This is a genomic window from Lysinibacillus zambalensis (assembly GCF_040183165.1).
Lineage (GTDB): Bacteria > Bacillota > Bacilli > Bacillales_A > Planococcaceae > Lysinibacillus > Lysinibacillus zambalensis.
This window is the reverse complement of the sequence record NZ_JBEGDG010000001.1, coordinates 494,607-511,800: the sequence shown is the minus strand read 5'-3', so window position 1 is coordinate 511,800 and position 17,194 is coordinate 494,607. Positions and strand designations below refer to the sequence as shown.

The 17,194-nt window shown below is 38.1% G+C and carries 23 protein-coding genes; 20 read left to right on the top strand and 3 right to left on the bottom strand.

What is annotated here, in order from left to right:
• Window positions 1–92 precede the first annotated feature (92 nt).
• Window positions 93–230: a hypothetical protein gene (locus ABNX05_RS02515; RefSeq protein ID WP_349658244.1), complete on the top strand. Its 138-nt coding sequence runs from the start codon at window positions 93–95 to the stop codon at window positions 228–230.
• Between the two features lie 90 nt (window positions 231–320).
• On the opposite strand, the gene ABNX05_RS02510 is transcribed toward ABNX05_RS02515, so the two are convergent.
• Window positions 321–905 carry a TetR/AcrR family transcriptional regulator gene (locus tag ABNX05_RS02510; RefSeq protein WP_349658243.1) on the bottom strand — a complete coding sequence of 195 codons (585 nt, stop codon included), beginning with the start codon at window positions 903–905 and terminating at the stop codon, window positions 321–323.
• A gap of 597 nt (window positions 906–1,502) precedes the next feature.
• Between ABNX05_RS02510 and ureA the strand changes: the two genes are divergently transcribed.
• The 13 genes from ureA (at window position 1,503) to ABNX05_RS02445 (ending at window position 12,992) form a co-directional block, all read left to right on the top strand.
• A complete protein-coding gene (ureA, locus tag ABNX05_RS02505; RefSeq protein WP_349658242.1) occupies window positions 1,503–1,805 on the top strand; it encodes an urease subunit gamma in 303 nt (100 codons plus the stop codon).
• Window positions 1,806–1,819: 14 nt separating this feature from the next.
• Window positions 1,820–2,188 (top strand): urease subunit beta, encoded by a 369-nt coding sequence (locus ABNX05_RS02500; RefSeq protein WP_349658241.1) that lies wholly within the window; start codon window positions 1,820–1,822, stop codon window positions 2,186–2,188.
• Window positions 2,185–3,900, top strand: coding sequence for an urease subunit alpha (ureC, locus tag ABNX05_RS02495; RefSeq protein ID WP_349658240.1), 1,716 nt, complete (start codon window positions 2,185–2,187; stop codon window positions 3,898–3,900). The genes ABNX05_RS02500 and ureC overlap by 4 nt, the downstream gene beginning before the upstream one ends.
• A 100-nt stretch (window positions 3,901–4,000) precedes the next feature.
• Window positions 4,001–4,447, top strand: a complete 447-nt coding sequence (locus ABNX05_RS02490; protein WP_349658239.1) for an urease accessory protein UreE — start codon at window positions 4,001–4,003, stop codon at window positions 4,445–4,447.
• Entirely contained in the window at window positions 4,389–5,129 is a 741-nt protein-coding gene (locus ABNX05_RS02485) for an urease accessory protein UreF (RefSeq protein WP_349658238.1), read from the top strand. The genes ABNX05_RS02490 and ABNX05_RS02485 overlap by 59 nt, the downstream gene beginning before the upstream one ends.
• 17 nt (window positions 5,130–5,146) lie before the next feature.
• Window positions 5,147–5,776, top strand: coding sequence for an urease accessory protein UreG (ureG, locus tag ABNX05_RS02480; protein ID WP_349658237.1), 630 nt, complete (start codon window positions 5,147–5,149; stop codon window positions 5,774–5,776).
• Window positions 5,769–6,575, top strand: coding sequence for an urease accessory protein UreD (locus tag ABNX05_RS02475; protein ID WP_349658311.1), 807 nt, complete (start codon window positions 5,769–5,771; stop codon window positions 6,573–6,575). The genes ureG and ABNX05_RS02475 overlap by 8 nt, the downstream gene beginning before the upstream one ends.
• A 35-nt stretch (window positions 6,576–6,610) precedes the next feature.
• Window positions 6,611–8,203 carry an ABC transporter substrate-binding protein gene (locus ABNX05_RS02470; protein WP_349658236.1) on the top strand — a complete coding sequence of 531 codons (1,593 nt, stop codon included), beginning with the start codon at window positions 6,611–6,613 and terminating at the stop codon, window positions 8,201–8,203.
• Window positions 8,193–9,161 (top strand): ABC transporter permease, encoded by a 969-nt coding sequence (locus ABNX05_RS02465; protein ID WP_349658235.1) that lies wholly within the window; start codon window positions 8,193–8,195, stop codon window positions 9,159–9,161. Before ABNX05_RS02470 ends, ABNX05_RS02465 begins: the two co-directional genes overlap by 11 nt.
• Window positions 9,158–9,970 carry an ABC transporter permease gene (locus ABNX05_RS02460; RefSeq protein ID WP_349658234.1) on the top strand — a complete coding sequence of 271 codons (813 nt, stop codon included), beginning with the start codon at window positions 9,158–9,160 and terminating at the stop codon, window positions 9,968–9,970. The genes ABNX05_RS02465 and ABNX05_RS02460 overlap by 4 nt, the downstream gene beginning before the upstream one ends.
• Window positions 9,963–10,712, top strand: coding sequence for an ATP-binding cassette domain-containing protein (locus ABNX05_RS02455; protein ID WP_349658233.1), 750 nt, complete (start codon window positions 9,963–9,965; stop codon window positions 10,710–10,712). The genes ABNX05_RS02460 and ABNX05_RS02455 overlap by 8 nt, the downstream gene beginning before the upstream one ends.
• Before the next feature lie 5 nt (window positions 10,713–10,717).
• A complete protein-coding gene (locus ABNX05_RS02450) occupies window positions 10,718–11,440 on the top strand; it encodes an ABC transporter ATP-binding protein (RefSeq protein WP_349658232.1) in 723 nt (240 codons plus the stop codon).
• Between the two features lie 730 nt (window positions 11,441–12,170).
• The gene (locus ABNX05_RS02445; protein ID WP_349658231.1) at window positions 12,171–12,992 is read left to right on the top strand and encodes a DUF2785 domain-containing protein; all 822 of its coding nucleotides are present in this window, start codon (window positions 12,171–12,173) and stop codon (window positions 12,990–12,992) included.
• Window positions 12,993–13,305: 313 nt separating this feature from the next.
• Here the strand turns inward: ABNX05_RS02445 and ABNX05_RS02440 are convergent, their stop codons facing one another.
• Together ABNX05_RS02440 and ABNX05_RS02435 are read right to left on the bottom strand one after the other, a co-directional pair.
• Window positions 13,306–13,488 (bottom strand): hypothetical protein, encoded by a 183-nt coding sequence (locus ABNX05_RS02440; RefSeq protein WP_349658230.1) that lies wholly within the window; start codon window positions 13,486–13,488, stop codon window positions 13,306–13,308.
• A gap of 140 nt (window positions 13,489–13,628) precedes the next feature.
• On the bottom strand, window positions 13,629–13,793 hold the full coding sequence (locus tag ABNX05_RS02435) for a 4'-phosphopantetheinyl transferase family protein (RefSeq protein ID WP_349658229.1): 165 nt from the start codon (window positions 13,791–13,793) through the stop codon (window positions 13,629–13,631).
• A 321-nt stretch (window positions 13,794–14,114) separates the two neighbouring features.
• Between ABNX05_RS02435 and ABNX05_RS02430 the strand changes: the two genes are divergently transcribed.
• From ABNX05_RS02430 to ABNX05_RS02405, 6 genes are all read left to right on the top strand, one after another.
• Window positions 14,115–14,288 (top strand): hypothetical protein, encoded by a 174-nt coding sequence (locus tag ABNX05_RS02430; RefSeq protein WP_349658228.1) that lies wholly within the window; start codon window positions 14,115–14,117, stop codon window positions 14,286–14,288.
• Window positions 14,289–14,303: 15 nt separating this feature from the next.
• Complete coding sequence (locus tag ABNX05_RS02425) at window positions 14,304–14,525, top strand: transcriptional regulator (protein WP_079561311.1); 222 nt, start codon at window positions 14,304–14,306, stop codon at window positions 14,523–14,525.
• Window positions 14,522–15,781: a Y-family DNA polymerase gene (locus tag ABNX05_RS02420; protein ID WP_349658227.1), complete on the top strand. Its 1,260-nt coding sequence runs from the start codon at window positions 14,522–14,524 to the stop codon at window positions 15,779–15,781. Before ABNX05_RS02425 ends, ABNX05_RS02420 begins: the two co-directional genes overlap by 4 nt.
• 13 nt (window positions 15,782–15,794) lie before the next feature.
• Entirely contained in the window at window positions 15,795–16,127 is a 333-nt protein-coding gene (locus ABNX05_RS02415; RefSeq protein ID WP_349658226.1) for a YolD-like family protein, read from the top strand.
• Window positions 16,120–16,470: a YhjD family protein gene (locus ABNX05_RS02410; RefSeq protein ID WP_349658225.1), complete on the top strand. Its 351-nt coding sequence runs from the start codon at window positions 16,120–16,122 to the stop codon at window positions 16,468–16,470. Before ABNX05_RS02415 ends, ABNX05_RS02410 begins: the two co-directional genes overlap by 8 nt.
• A gap of 165 nt (window positions 16,471–16,635) precedes the next feature.
• A complete protein-coding gene (locus tag ABNX05_RS02405) occupies window positions 16,636–17,088 on the top strand; it encodes a VOC family protein (RefSeq protein WP_349658224.1) in 453 nt (150 codons plus the stop codon).
• The last annotated feature ends 106 nt before the right edge of the window (window positions 17,089–17,194 follow it).

Below are 17,194 nucleotides of genomic sequence, written 5' to 3'. Positions count from 1 at the left end.
TATGCAGAAACTAACTTCATCTGTTGAAGAAGCTGGGAAATCGTATTCTCCAATCCATTTAAGGTGTAGTATCTCATACCAAACAAGTTTCTGTGACCTCAGAAGAAATGTCCGCATTTTCAGAGGAGATTACAACAGGTGTAATGGAAACAACAAATAAGATTGCAAAGGTAACAGAAAGTGTTGTAGCGTACGATGGTGCAAGAAAGCTACAATCAAGACAGCCTTGAAAAATCTATTTCAAAGTTCGAGTAAAATTCTACCATTATGTAATTTTGCTATCGATTATCTTTTTGAGGGTGGGATTAGAAGAACACTTTTCAATGTTCTTTGTAAATCCCATTCCAATAAATGTTCCAAACTTGCTCGGCGCGCCTTCTAAATTTTGCTTCCGTATAAAAAAGTAATTCCAAAAAGAGTCCATCCATCAAACAATTAAACGAAGCTATTAAGTCATCAACCGGTTGATCTTTTATTATGCCTTGCTCTATTCCTTCTGAAAAGATTGTTTCAAGCACCTCAAAAAGCATTTCTTCCATCTCATTAAAAATGTTTTTCACTTTATCATTTAAAGTTGGAGGAAGGTAAAAAGCTAATTTTGTATATGCTGCTGTTTTTTCAGGTTGACTTAAATAGTAATTACAAAGTTCTTTCACTATTTGGTAGAGCTTTTCTTTAGCCGACCCATTTTTAAAATTGGCAATTGATCGTTTTATGTGAAGGTAATACTCTTCGAGCAGATCTTTATATACAGCCATAAACAGGTCCTCTTTGTTTTTAAAAAAAGCATATATCGACGGTGTTTTAATGCCAACTTCTTTAGCAATACTAGAAAGAGTTGCCTGATCGTAGCCTTTTTCAGCCAATTGTTTATAAGCAACTTCTTTAATCCTGTTTCTTGTCATAAATATCACTTCTAACTTATTTTTTATTGTAAAGCTTACTATCTGTATTAAAAACAAGGTGCAAAAACTTAGTATAAAAATACTCCTCTAACTATAATACAAAACATTTGAGTAAAACAAAAATAGAGAATACTAAATATGAGGTGTTTTCTATAAAAAAATTTCTTATATTTATTTTTGCTATTTCTCTTTTGCCGTTTGTTACTCCGAGTATCTGTCAGACATATACGTAACCCACAGGAGGGATTACCTAAAAGGCCCATAGTAGAAGATTTAATTTCTATTTGGTTTTGATCAAACTAGTATTATCCCCTTTAAGTAGACAATTAGTACTTTATTAAACAATTACAATAATGATTTTTTTAGGGCAACTATAGGTGGTGATAGTGTTTTATTGCGAATTAACTCATTCTTTGTCTCTTGTTCGCTAAATTAGTAAGTGACAGATAAATGAAAATATTTGTTTTTTTAAAACTATTTTCTTATAATAGATTAGCTGTTACCTCAATGATCTCATTTAACTTTCGTAACCCATTTCTTTCTAAAATAGTTAAGTTTTTAAAGGTAATTCCGAATGTAGGGAAAGGAGAGATTGGAATGAAGCTATCATCTGTTGAACAAGAAAAATTATTCCTTCATGTGGCAGGAGAACTTGCGCAAAAAAGAAAAGCTCGTGGACTAAAGCTGAATTATCCAGAAGCTGTAGCACTCATTAGTAGTTTTATTATGGAAGGTGCCAGAGATGGAAAAACAGTTGCACAATTAATGAGTGAAGCGAAGCAAGTGCTCAAAGTAGATGATGTTATGGAGGGCGTCGGTGACATGATTTCAGATGTACAAGTTGAATGTACATTCCCAGATGGAACGAAGCTTGTAACTGTACACCGCCCAATTCAATAAAGGAGGATTTGTCTATGATTCCTGGAGAAATTCGCCCAGCTAAAGGCGAAATCGAAATGAATGTAGGACGAGCTACTAAGACGATAGTCGTTGCTAATACTGGTGATCGTCCGATACAAGTTGGTTCGCATTTTCATTTTATTGAAGTGAATAGATTTTTAGAGTTTAATCGGCAAGAGGCAATCGGAATGCATCTAAATATTCCTTCAGGTACAGCAGTTCGCTTTGAACCAGGTGAAGAGAAAGAAGTTGAGCTTGTCGAGTTTGGTGGTAAAAGTTATGTGTTTGGTTTGGACAAACTAACAGAAGGCTCTACACATCATAAGGACGAAATTTTAGACAAGGCAATTGAAGGTGGTTTTAAAGGAGCTGAGGAAAAATGAGGGTGACACATGATGCGTATGCAAAAATGTTTGGACCGACAGTTGGAGATAAAGTTCGATTAGCGGATACCGATCTATGGGTTGAAATAGAGAAGGATTATACAAGCTATGGGGATGAGGGTGTATTTGGTGGCGGAAAATCGCTACGTGTCTCTATGGGGCAAAATGGTAAGAATACACGAAATGAGGGTGTTCTCGACACGGTTATTACCAATGTAGTCATTATTGATTATACAGGTATTGTAAAGGCTGATATTGGTATTAAAGATGGCCGAATTATTGGTATTGGAAAAGCCGGAAATCCGAACAGTATGGACGGTGTCGGTCAGGATATGATCATCGGTGTTGGAACAGAGGTATATGCTGGGGAAGGTTTAATTGCAACGGCTGGGGCGATCGACACACATATTCACTTTATCAGCCCAGATCAGGTAGAAACAGCATTACTAGCAGGTACGACTACCTTTATCGGGGGTGGTACAGGTCCAGCTGCTGGCTCAAAAGCGACAAGTTTAACTCCCGGTGAATGGCATTTACATAGAATGCTTCAAGCAGTTGAAGGATTCCCAATCAATGTTGGATTACTAGGAAAGGGTAGTGCATCTGATCCAGAACCGATTATTGAGCAGGTTCGAGCTGGTGCAATCGGCATGAAAATTCATGAGGACTGGGGCGCAACCCCTACAGCGCTAAATCAAAGCTTATCCGTTGCAGACGAGTATGATATTCAAGTGGCACTTCACTCTGATACATTGAATGAGGCTGGGTTTGTGGAAGATACGATCAATGCTATTGATGGACGTGTTATTCATATTTTCCATACGGAAGGTGCGGGTGGAGGACATGCCCCTGACCAATTAGTCATGGCGTCATTACCTAATATTTTACCAGCATCTACGAATCCCACGAAACCATTTACAACCAATACGATTGATGAGCATTTAGATATGCTAATGGTGTGTCATCATCTTAAACATGATGTCCCAGAGGATGTGGCATTTGCTGATTCACGTATTCGTCCAGAAACAATTGCTGCAGAGGATATTATGCAGGATTTAGGGATTTTAAGTATTATGTCATCCGATTCCCAAGCAATGGGGCGTGTCGGTGAAGTGACAATAAGAACGTTCCAAACGGCAGACAAAATGAAAAAACAACGTGGTTCCCTGCCACAGGATGAAGGTAAGGGTCATGATAATTATCGCGTGAAGCGCTATATGGCGAAGCTTAATATTAATCCAGCGATCGCTCATGGAATTAGTCATGAGGTAGGATCACTGGAAGAAGGAAAGTTAGCAGATATTGTCCTCTGGGATCCAGCCTTCTTTGGCGTAAAGGCAGAGTTGGTCATTAAAGCAGGTATTGCCGTTTATGGTATTACAGGTGATCCCAATGCATCGATCCCTACACCACAGCCTATGCAAGGACGACGTATGTTTGGCTACTATGGACAAGGGCCACAAAATTGCGGAATGACGTTTTTACCAAAGATTGCTGTGGAAGAAGGATTACCAGAAGTATTAGGGTTAAATCGAATGATTGGTACGGTGAAAAATTGTCGGAATATTGGTAAAGCTGATATGAAGCTTAACAACGCTACCCCAAAAATTGATGTTAATCCAGAAACGTACGAAGTGAAAATTGATGGTGAGCTAGCAACTTGTGAGCCAGTAGATGTACTACCAATGTCCCAACGGTATTTCTTATTCTAATTGTAATGAAAAGATTGAATTGTAAGAAAAATGAAGTTTCTATATGAGATTTACAGAGGAGCAGCCATTTAAATCCATTAAAATATGAGGTGCCTATACTATGTTAATAGAAAAAATTATCGGTAATATTGCCAACGAGGAAGAACTTACTCACAAATCCACGGAATGGATTGAGCTTGAATGGGAAGAGTTAAGCAAACGTATTCTTCGCACAGAAACGGATAAGGGAACTGACATTGCTTTACGTATTGATGGAGAAGAACCTTTACTATATGGAGATTTATTATTTGAAGATGACAACCGTCGTATCGCTATTCGCACAAAATTAGAGCCTGTAATTGTTATTACGCCGAAAGATATGGTTGAAATGGGGAAATCTGCATTTGAATTAGGGAATCGTCATACACCTTGCTTGATTGAAAATAATGAAATCATCGTACGTGCAGATCATACGATCAATCCATTATTAGATGAAATAGGAGTAAACTATGAAACGACAGAGCGACGTTTTAAACAACCGTTCAAATACCGTGGACACTCTCACTGATTTATCCATATTGCATTTATTACAAATTCATGATTCCGCATTTCCGATAGGGTCCTATACGCATTCATACGGAATGGAAACCTATATTCAAAGAGATTTAATTCGCACAAAGGAACAGTTAATTCAGTTTTGCAAAGCGTACTTAATGCAAAACTTAGTATATGGTGATGCCATTATCATTAAGGAGTCGTTTCATGCAGCGGTAAGCAAAGACGAAGCTCGTTTAAAGAAGCTTGATGAGCTTTGCGGGGCTATGAAACTTGCGAAGGAATCGAGAGATGCTAGTGTCAATGTCGGAAAGCAATTTGTTCGAACAGTAGCACCTCTTGTAGAGAACCTTTTTATAGAGCAATGGAAGGAAAAAATAGAGCGTGAAGAAGTGAAGGGACATTATGCAGTTCTTTATGGTATTTATTGTGAAGAATTTGGTATCAATGTCTATCATGCCATCATGACTTTTATGTATGCATCCATAAGTGGCTTAGTGCAAAATGCGGTACGATCTGTTCCATTTGGACAAAATACAGGGGTTCAAGCATTACACGAACTACTTGCTTATGTAGAGCAAGCAGCCAAAAAGGTGATAGATTTAACCATTGATGATTTGGCCAATAACGCATTAGGGATTGAGCTTGCATCCATGAAGCATGAATTTTTATTTTCAAGATTATTTATTTCGTAGAAAGAGAGTGAAGATTAATGAAACCAATAAAAATTGGAGTCGGTGGGCCAGTTGGTTCAGGAAAAACATCGCTGGTAGACCAATTAACACGCGCTATGCATGAGCAATACAATGTGGCGGTTATTACTAATGATATTTATACACGAGAAGATGCCCAATACCTGATTACGAATGGTGTTTTAAATGAGGAGCGTATCGTTGGTGTAGAAACGGGTGGATGCCCACATACAGCTATTCGTGAAGATGCGTCGATGAACTTTGCGGCCATTGATGACTTGAATAGACGCTTTCCCGATTTAGATATTATTTTCATTGAAAGTGGTGGAGATAACTTATCGGCTACATTTAGTCCTGAGCTTGTTCATGGCTATATTTATGTTATTGACGTAGCAGAAGGCCAGGATATTCCACGAAAAGGTGGCCCAGCTTTAACACGTTCAGATTTGTTGTTAATAAATAAAACATCGCTTGCTCCACATGTTGATGTTGATTTAGAGCTGATGGATCAAGATGTGAAAAAAATGAGAGGTGGGCGTCCATATATTTTTGCTGATGTTCGCTCTCAAACGAATGTGGATCAGGTTGTCGCATGGATTCAGCATCATATGTTACTAGAAGGGGCAGAAGCAGTTGACGGCAATGTCTAGTCAGGGAAAAGTAAATCACTTTGGCAAGCTAGAGATGGCATTTGAGCTTAGAAGAGGATACACAAGACTTGTTCATGTGTACCAGCAGCCCCCATTGAAGGCAAGTCGAGAATTATATGAAGGAAATAATCCAACAGCTACTGTTTTTATTATGGAATCCTCAGGTGGTATGGTGGCAGGTGACCGAAATGAAATCAACGTTAAACTTGCTGCTGATAGTCAAGTGTGCTTGAAGCAACAATCAGCATTAAAGATATATCCGTCTCATACAGGCGAACGATGCACACAGTCAATTTCGATTGAATTGGAGGAGCAGGCTCGCTTAGAATGGATGCCCGAGGTAACCATTCCATTTGAGAGGGCGAAATTTCAGGTGGATACAACGATTCGCATGAAGGAAAGCGCGACACTAATTTGGGGAGAAATCATTGCACCAGGAAGGGAAATGCGCGGAGAAATCTTTGATTATCAGGCATTTCGCTCAATCTATCAGCTATATGTGGAGGATGCATTAATAGCATTTGATACATTACTATTCAAGCCACAAGAAATGGATTTATCATCCATGGGCTTGCTTGAAAAAGCGCTATACATCGGATCATTATGGATTGTTTCACCACAGGTTAAAAACCTTAATATAAGAGACTTACAGGATATGATACTACAGGAGAGCTCACTAGAAGCAAGCGTAACGCGGCTTACGGATCATGCGATTCATTGTAGATGGCTTTCTAAAGAGCAACGCATTCTACATAAAGAAATCAATCGAATGTTTATACATGTTGCCTCGCTAATTTAAAGCGCTTGTTTGTTTAAAGGAGAAAGTGAATTGAATTGAAAAAGTTTTTAGTAAGTTTGCTAGGAACAGCACTGTTACTAGGTCTTATGGGTTGTAGCAAATTGTCTAGTGAAGGTGCAAAACAGCAACAATCTGCTGAAGCGACATCACATGCAAATGAACTTATATATGCTTCAGAATCTGAATTTGCAAACTTAAACCCTATTTTAGAGGAAACAAATTTAGATGCTTTATTATTTCGTGGATTAATGCGTTTTGATGAGCACAATAATCCGGTGAATGACATTGCAGAAAATGTTCAAATATCGGATGACCTGTTGACATATACGATTACTATAAAAAATGATGTCAAATTCCACGATGGGCAGGTTTTAACAGTTGATGATGTCATTTTTACAATCGATAGTATTTTAGACGATCAAAATGCCTCGTTTTTAAAGTCTGATTTTATTCATGTAAAAGCAATGGAAAAAGTGAATAACTCGACTATGAAACTCATTTTAGATGAACGTTTTACGCCAATGCTCGATAAGCTGACAGTACCGATTTTGCCGAAGCATGCGTTTGAGGGGCAGGACATGCGAACAACTACGTTTAACCAAGAGCCTATTGGTGCTGGTCCATATATGTTTGCTAAATGGGATCGTGGCACGAGTTTAACACTGAAAGCATTCCCAACATTTTTTGGTACAAAAGCTTCTATTGAAAAGGTCATCTTTAAGTTTATTCCAGACAGCAATGTTCGTGCATTACAGTTAAAGTCTGGGGAGGTTGATATTGCGTTACTTGACCCTAATCAAGTGGATGAACTTTCTAAAGTAGAGCATTTAAAAATGTACGAGGTTGAATCAGCGGATTACCGTGGCATTTTATTTAATATGAAATTTAATCTTTGGCAGGATGTGAATGTACGTAAAGCAATGAGCTTTGCGGTAAATCGTGAAGGAATTGTAAAAGGCATCTTACATGGCTTTGGTACAGAAGCATATTCGCCACTACAGAAACACGCTTATGTCAACGACAGCATTGAGCACTATGAATACGATTTAGATAAAGCCAAGCAGTTACTTGAGCAATCCGGCTGGAAGCTAAAGGATGACGGCTTCCGCTATAAAGATGGCAAAAAACTTAGTTTTACCATTACTGCCCCTGCTACAGATACAGTACGTGTAAATATGGCAAACTATGTAGCCGAGGGTTATAAAGTGATTGGCGCAGATGTGGAAGTGGCCGCCTTAGATTGGAGTAATATTGTCATTGAAGATACAGAAGCGTTTATGGTTGGCTGGGGAAGTCCTTATGATGCAGACCACCATACCTATAGCCTATTCCATTCAGGTGAGTCTAGCTTAACGAGTGCTGGCTATAATTACGGAAGCTATGCTAACGCAAATGTCGATGAGTTGTTAGGGGAAGGGCGTTCAACGGTTAATCCTAACAAACGTAAGGAAGTTTATATGGCATTACAAAAAGTGCTAGCAGAGGATCCACCGTTTGCTTATTTTGCCTATGTAGATGCGGTTTATGGCATTAATAAAAATATTAGTGGTGTAAAAGAACGTATTTTGGGTCACCACGGAGCGGGCTTCTTATGGAATGTTGAGGAGTGGAAATGGAATGATCGCTAAGTGGCTTGGGAAGCGATTGATAATGGGGACACTTGTCCTCATTATCGTGAGCTTCCTCTCTTTTTTTATATTACAAGCCGCTCCTGGCAATCCAGCAGCGGCTTATTATGGAGGCAATGCACAAACATTAACTGCAGCCGAGCAAGAGCGCATTGAAAAAGCTTTTGGCTTAGATAAACCCATCTTCTATCAATACGGAACATGGCTTCATGAAGCTGCTCAAGGCAATTTAGGATATTCCGCAAAAGAAGGAAGACCGGTTTTAACGATTTTACTAGAGCGATTACCTAACACCTTACAGCTAGTGGGTATCACCTTGTTTATTGTAGCGCTTACCTCTATTTGGTTAGGACTTCATGCAGGCTTAAATGAGGGTACGCTACTAGATCGTGGATTATCCGTTTTTAGCGTGGCTAGCTCAGCTGTGCCACCATTTTGGATAGGTATTGTATTAATCATTGTATTTTCCGTACAGCTTGGCTGGCTCCCGTCATCAGGAATGAACGATATACGTGGTGATGGAGGATTAATAGATAGAATGCGCCATCTCGTCCTGCCTGTGATTGTACTTGTTGTTTCACATGTAGGGATATTCGCACGCTTTTTACAGGATTGTGTGAAGGTTGAAAACTCAAGTTACTATGTACAGGTTGCTCGTGCAAATGGTGTGGCACATCGAGAAATACGTAGTACTATTTTACGGAATTCCATTATCCCATATCTCAATTACGTAGGAGTTACGATTCCATCATTCTTTGGTGGCTCCATTGTTGTAGAATCATTATTTGGTTGGTCAGGCTTAGGGCAGCTTCTAGTGAAATCGGTAATGGTTAAAGACTTTCCACTTTTAATGGGAGGCATCCTTATTATAGGGGTGGTTGTTATTTTGTGCCTATTTGTAATCGATATCATCATGATTGTTTTAAATCCTAAGCTGAAAAGAGGTGCTTGGCAATGAGAAAACAACGGAAAATATCAATCTTTTGGCTTGTGATACTGTGCATTATTTTCACTGTCACTATTTTTTCTTCCTTCCTTGCGCCCTATGAGCCAAATGCAATGGATATGAATCATACTTATGAAGCTCCTACTCCGACACATATACTTGGAACAGATCAGCTAGGCAGAGATGTACTTTCACGTTTACTAGTTGGTGGACAGGTAACACTTTTAATTGCGGTTGTTTCAGTAGTGATTTCCAGCTTAATTGGCATACTATATGGTGGTATAAGCGGTTATTTTGGCGGCGCTGTAGATGCAGCCATGATGCGAATTCTTGAAGCCTTGTTAACGATTCCTTCGTTAGTTATCGTTCTTGCCTTCCAAGCGATATTGCAAGGCAATGTCTGGAGTATGGCGTTCATAATGGGGGCAACAGGGTGGTTTGTTACGGCACGTATTGTGCGCTCTGAATTTATTCGTCTGAAGGAAGCAGAGTTTGTACAGATGGCAATCATGTTCCGCACACCTATATGGAAGATTTTTGTTGGGCATTTATTGCGTAATATCTACCCAGCAATTTTTATCGTGACATTGTTTAATTTTGCTGGGGCTATTTTTACAGAAGTTTCATTGAGCTTTTTAGGAATTGGCGTACCACCCACAACACCTTCTTGGGGAACCATGTTGAATTCTGCTCAAAATGATTTACTGATTGGTGCATGGTGGATAGGGCTTTTCCCAGGCATTTTAATATTTGTGACGATTTTATGCGTACAAATGATTGGTGGGGCTTTCAAGCAAGGAGGAGAGCGTTCACATGCTTAAACTAAAAAACGTTTCTGTTAGCATTAATAATAAGAATTTAATCCAACATATTTCCTTCACTGTCCCAGAACATAAAATTACAGCTGTTATTGGTGAAAGTGGTAGCGGTAAAAGTACTACAATTTCCGCAATTCTAGGTATATTACCTGCTCAGGCGGATATTCAAGGAGAGATATTCTGGCATGACAGCAATGTCCTAGCAATGTCGTCAAAGGAAAGGTCGACGGTAGGAAAAACGAATTTCTTCACAATTTTTCAGGACGCAGCAAACAGCTTTTCACCAACGACAAAAATGAGGAAGCAATTATATATGTTTAGCGGACAACGCTTAGGTCATAAGGAAGAGCTGTTTCTCTCAAAAATGTCTTTGATCTTTAAGGACCTAGATTTAAGCGAAGATATTTTACAGCGCTATCCCTTTGAGCTTTCAGGAGGCATGCTTCAAAGGTGTATGCTAGCTTGTGCGTTTTACAATGAGCCTGCATTACTAATAGCTGATGAACCAACATCGGCGCTAGATATGCTTCATCAACAAGAGTTTATTAAACTATTGAAAAACCTCAATAACCGACTTGGAACGACAATATTATTGGTTACGCACGATTTAGAAATGGCCGTTTCGATTGCCCATTCCATTGTGGTAATGAAAAGCGGCGAGGTTGTTGAAACTGGACAAGCGTCGGAAATTTTTGAGGCGCCAAAACATTCGTATACAAAGCGACTTGTCGCGAATCATTTTTAGAAGGAGTGGTTTTGTTGCTTCACGTTGAAAATATTAGTAAAAGCTACACAGGGCAGCAAGTACTACATCATATAAATATAAACGTTGGACATGGAGAAATCGTTGGGCTTGTTGGTGAAAGTGGCAGTGGAAAAAGTACGTTGGCTAAAATCATCATGCAGCTAGAGCAGGCAGAGCAAGCCCAAATTCGCTTTAATGAAACCTATATTACAAAGAAAAATCGTCTATCTTTATATGAAAACTGCCAAATCATCTTTCAAAACGCGACTGCCGCTTTCAATCCAGTTTGGACGGTCAGAGAAATTTTAACGGAGCCATTACAGCAACAAAAGTCAGATTGTTATTGGCAAACAATGCTTGAAAAGGTCAAGCTATCAACAAATATATTAAATTCCTTTCCACATGAGCTAAGTGGTGGTGAAAGGCAAAGGGTAAATTTATTAAGAGCCATTCTAATTCAGCCCAAATTGTTAATATGTGATGAAATCGTTTCAAGCTTAGACCGTTTGATTCAACGTGAGATTATTGATTTATTAATTTCATTGAATAAAGAGCACAGCATGGCTATTTTATTTATCTCACATGATTTAAAGGCTGTTTCATATTTATGTCAACGCGTTTATGTGATGAAATCTGGCGAGATTGTTGATGAGTGTTGTAAAGGGAAAGATGGCTTTACATTCACGGATAGCTATGCGCAAAAACTGTTTCAGGCAATGAAAAATTGAATTTTTACAATTGATAATAGAAAGTCTGTGAAGGGGATGGAATAGCATCTACTTTTCAGACTTTCTTTATATTTATCCTACGCCTAAATTATACTTTAAATCAATTGATTGGTGTTTTGAAAATTCAGATATTTAAAGAGGGGTGCTAGGACAGGACAATAACCTTGGCAAACAGGAAGATTGACTATTTCTTTTTTCTCTCAGCCTATCTATATTCCCTATACATATGAAAGATTTGTGCAGTGAATAAAATGGGATTTCGCGTCTGAAGGTAGCCGTTTTGTAGATAATTCCATCATACTGAAAAATATCAGCATTAGTATTTAATGTTAAAACTTCTTCGGCATCAATATCAATACACGCCAAAATTTAAATTCCATTAGTTATTGTGCTTTGGATTAATTTAATTTAATATACAAATGATAACTAACTAACCATTAACTTACAATGAAAAAACTGAAAATTATTATATGGGTTCTTTATCCTAAAATCGGGTGGGGAAGTTTTTTAGATAGCAAGTTTTCGTATAAAATACAATCGAAGGAGGCGGAATTTTATGGATTTTATCAGGAAATAAACCGCTTGAAAATAATTTATTCCTTTCTGCTATTGCGGAGTGTCTCTGATCCTATCTGTACCTTATAGTAACGGAAGAAGGGTACGGAAGAAGCCGTATCAGAGAAACCCTTGAAAAAGTTAGTTCAGAAAATTTCTAGTAGGAGCGTGTAAAATGAATTTAAAAGAAAAGTTGATATTAATAAAAGAAAATGGGTACCAAGCACCCCCCGATACATTCCAGTTGATACTAGAAATGATAAATAACATCGGTTCTTTGGATGCCCAACTACGTGATGAGCTAATCTATACAACCTTATCACATTGGATTCCTGATAATTCTCTAACAGCAAACGAACTAGAACAACTTCTACCGATTGTTTTGGATAAAAACCATTTGCTTTTTAAGCTTGGTGAAACAAATACAGACTCTGTCTTCACTCGATCTTTCTCCATGTTAGTCATACCGCTCCTCTTCATGAGGCATAGAGAATCACCATTTCTCTCAAGAGAGCAAATTCATCAGATAAAAGAGAAAGTATTTTACAATGTACAAGAAGAGCGAGATTACCGTGGGTATGACGAAGAAAAAGGCTGGGCTCATGCTATAGCCCATGCAGCAGATGCTTTAGAAGATTTGGCCCAATGTTCTGAACTGGATAAAAATGACCTCTTAACTATCCTCGATTTGGTTTACGAAAAGATGACCATAACAGATCGAATTTACTCCGATGGGGAAGATGAGAGAATGGTAAAATCCATAATTAGTGTTTTAAATAGAAAAATACTTAGTCAGACTTATGTAGAGCAATGGATTCAAAGTTTTGGTGATGTGGAGAAAAATTCAGAATTTCTCCCTGCCTTTAAGCAAAAAAATAATATAAAGAACTTTTTGAAAAGTTTATACTTTCGAGTTAAATTTTACAAAGTGGATGCCGTTCTCTGCTCGACTATCGAGCATACATTATATAAAGTAGAAAAAGTATACTATTCTTAATTAAAAAAATGAGGGGAAAGCACCCGCACTTGTCCGTCTCCACTTCAAATGTGGTAACAGGCAAACAATAGCCCTCAGGGGACATTTTTACTTCACACTTTTCACAGAAAATTTGATTTGCGGGGATTCAGATGGATCTCCGTTCTACCTGGCGTCAAAGGAACGTTGAGGGTTAAAATTATCTTTGAAGCAAACGTATGCAAACCTACAATAATTACGGGGGTTATCTTTTGTTTCTCTTCAAAATAGTTTCGAATAAACCGTGTGCCGTTGTTCGTGAATTCTTTTAGTAGTTCACGGTGTCGGTGGATAGCTATTTTTGAACTTTTTGCTTAGCTTGAATAAACGTCGGTTTTTCCGGATTAAGCCAAACTTCTTCTACCAGACTCCAATCACGTGTAGCCCCTGACCAACGACTAGGGAGAAACACCTTGTCCTTTTCCTTTTCCTTTTTTGTACTCTGAATAAAGGTTAAAAGTGTAATAGTTGTACTCATTGTTAGTTTTGTCTTCCTTAATAGGGACTTGGAAACTCAGAGGGTCTTTATAAAATCCCATTCCTATTGCTTTTAAAAAGGCCTCTTTTCTTGTCCATATATAAAAAATCTTGATTCCTTTTCAAACAAAGTTTTTACCTCTAATACATAATCATTTCTTCTATTCTAAAAATGTGCTTCATAATATTGAAATCCACAGGACAAATACGTTCAACATCAACTCCTACCTCATCTAAACCTATCACACAGGCGAGTAGGCCATTACTATGAGCTAAATTAAAATAAATAGGTTTGTCTTTAAACATAGAATTATTTAAAAATAATTTCCCATATTTGCTTTTCTTAAATACTACTATATACTTATCTATTTTTTCTTCGTAAATTATTTTTCGTAGCCTTTAAACAGTATTTTTTCCTATTCTGAAAAGTTGCACATATTCGATTGGTGATACAACAATTCATAAAAGGATAACGCATTTGTTTACTTGACAGCGGTAGATTCAATGCTTTTAGTACTTACTCTTATTTTATTTCCAAAAATTTAATCTTGCCAAAAAGCAAACGTTTGTTCTAATATGTATACAAACAAGTGTTCTTGTGTATGATAAGTAAAGGGGAAAATCATTGTGCCAATAATAAATAACTGTATAGGAGATATTTTGGTTCAAATTGGATATAAAAGGTTTGAAAGTCCAGGTGCGATTCAATTTATGGAAGTTAATCCTTTACTAGTAGGCATATCGGTAGAAATTGAAAGTCAAGATATAGTGATTAGCCAATTAAAAAATTGCGAGAGGTAATGGGAGGAAACTACGTTGAGAGAACAACTGATTAAAGCTATGCAGCGCAAACAATTAGTGAACATGATGTATGTAGCAAAAGATGGTTCCATAACAAAAAGGCGTGTAAAAGTCATTAAAATTGTTGGTGATTCATTTCAAGCATTTTGTTTTACAAGACATGCAAAACGTACTTTTTTGATTAGTAACGTTCTAGCCGTTATTCCTTTTGTTAGTAGGGGACGTGAAGTTGTATGAATTATGAGAGTATGCCCAATAGACCTATTATGTGTATCGATATGAAATGCTTTTACGCCAGTATCGTAGCGATGTTACATGGGCTAGATATTTTAAAAACTCCAGTTGCAGTAGTAGCAAATTTTGACCAACCAGGTAGCGTAGTGCTTGCTGCATCCCCCTTAATGAAAGAAAAATTTAGTATCAAAACTGGTAGTCGTCGTTATGAAATACCTAAACATCCTGACATTAGATTGTTTGAGCCTAAAATGAGTTTCTTTATTCAAATGTCGATGACGATTACAAAGCTAATCTCTAATTACGTCCCGGTTGATGCTATACATGTGTATAGTGTAGACGAAAGTTTTGTTGATTTAACCGGCACTGAAAAGCTTTGGGGTTCACCAGAAGAAACGGCTAAGGAAATACAAAAGGCTATTCTTGACCAATTTAATATACCTAGTGCAGTAGGTATGGGACCAAATATGTTAATAGCCAAATTAGCTTTAGACCTTGAAGCAAAGAAAACAGGCTTTGCTAGATGGACTTATGAGGATATTCCAAAGAAATTATGGCCTGTACGACCTCTATCGGAAATGTGGGGCATAGGAAAACGAATGGAAGCAAATCTAAATGCTATGGGAATACAAACAGTTGGTGGTTTGGCTAATACAGATCTAAAAGAATTAGAAAAGCGCTTTGGTGTAATGGGCAATCAACTCTATTACCATGCATGGGGAATAGATTTATCCAAATTAGGGGAGCCGTTAATAACAAACGGAGCTTTAAGTTTTGGGAAGGGACAAATGCTGATGAGGGATTACCATACACGAAAAGAAATCTCTGTAGTGCTCCTTGAAATGTGTGAGGACGTAATGAAGCGAACGCGGGATGCAGGTTATGTGGGTCGTACAATTAGTATTGGTCTTTCTTATAGTCGAAACGCCATGACCAAAGGATTCCATCGGTCTAAAACAATTGCAGTGCCAACAAGTGAAACTCTTGTGATGTATAAAACTTGTCTTGAATTATTGGATGAATACTTTGCAGGGGAGCCAGCTCGTCAATTATCTGTCCGAATAACGAACCTCGAAAGAGAGCATAGTATCCAATTAGATTTATTTGACGAACGCAAACCACAGCGTCAAATTATAGGACCTACTATGGATGCCATACGCAATCGGTTTGGAGCAACATCCATATTAAGAGCAGTTTCTTTCACAAAAGCTGGTACAGCTATTAATCGAGATCGCCTAGTTGGTGGTCATTTGGCATAGGAGTGATTTATTAATGATACAAGACAGAGGTAATATTAAATGGGCATCGATGATGTTGCCGGAGCATTTGGAGCTTCTTAGAGAGTACAAACAAGAGTGCACAGAACAGCCAAGAGAATTGACTGAATGGGAGCTGGAAGAGCTACAGAAAACAATTGATCAAGCTTTAAATCAGCAATTGGACATAAAATTAGAAGTGTGGAAGGACTACAAAATCACACAATGGACGGGAATAATTAAATCGATGAATACTAATGAACTCCTACTTGAAACACTACTTAAAACGAAAAGTATTCCAATCCAAAGTATTCAATCAGCCCAACTGGATGCTGATTATTATGATTAAAGCCGACGAAAGACAGTTACTTCATAAGTATCTTTTGTTAGAGCTAGCAGTTAAATCATTGCAGGTTGACTATTGTAAATTAGAGCAGTTTAAAATGAAAACGGTATTTCTTCCAATGATGGATGCATTGCTAAAGGATCTAAGACAAGAATATTTTAGCCTAAAACGAGAACTTGCACAGCAACGTATACGAGTAGTAGGCTGGCAACCAGTAGATGAATACTTTAGTGACGTGCAAATTGCCACTGCAGGTAATGATGTAGTACTTCGTTATGCGAATCAAGCTCTTAAATCCCAGGTGGAAAAGTTGTTAGCTAATCATATAGGTGTAGCTTTAGAATAAAGACTTTTTCTTTCAACCTTTATTTATCAGCAAACGCAAAAACACTCCATTTCGAAAAAAGATTGATCAAATATACTGTGACAAGGTGTTTTTTGTTTGGAAGGAATTTGTAACTTTTTAATAGAAGATCAGATAATGAATTTTTACACATAAGGAGATAAGACTATGGCAGAAAACAAATTACTAAGAATGGACAATGTCGGCATCGTTGTAGAATCTCTTGATAATGCAATCGCTTTTTTCGAGGAGATTGGCTTGAACCTTGAAGGGCGAGCCACTGTCGAAGGGGAATGGGCTGGTCGCGTAACTGGATTGGGTTCTCAGTGTGTAGAGATTGCTATGATGGTTACTCCGGATGGCCACAGTCGACTTGAACTTTCGCAATTTCTCAGCCCACCTACTATATCAGATCACCGGACTGCACCTGTAAACGCCCTCGGCTATTTACGTGTCATGTTCGCCGTTGAAGACATTGACGAAATGGTATCCAGACTAACTAAGTATGGTGCTCAGCTCGTTGGCGAAGTGGTTCAGTACGAGGACTCGTATCGGCTCTGCTACATTCGTGGAATCGAAGGACTTCTAATCGGTTTGGCGGAACAACTCGGTAACAAATAAGTAGGTGGTGTTTTATCGGTTTTCCACAAGAAGACTCCTTCCTCAATCACGTGCAGGGCGTAACCCAGTGATAGGTGGGAGATGAATTATGATTGGCGTTAGCCAA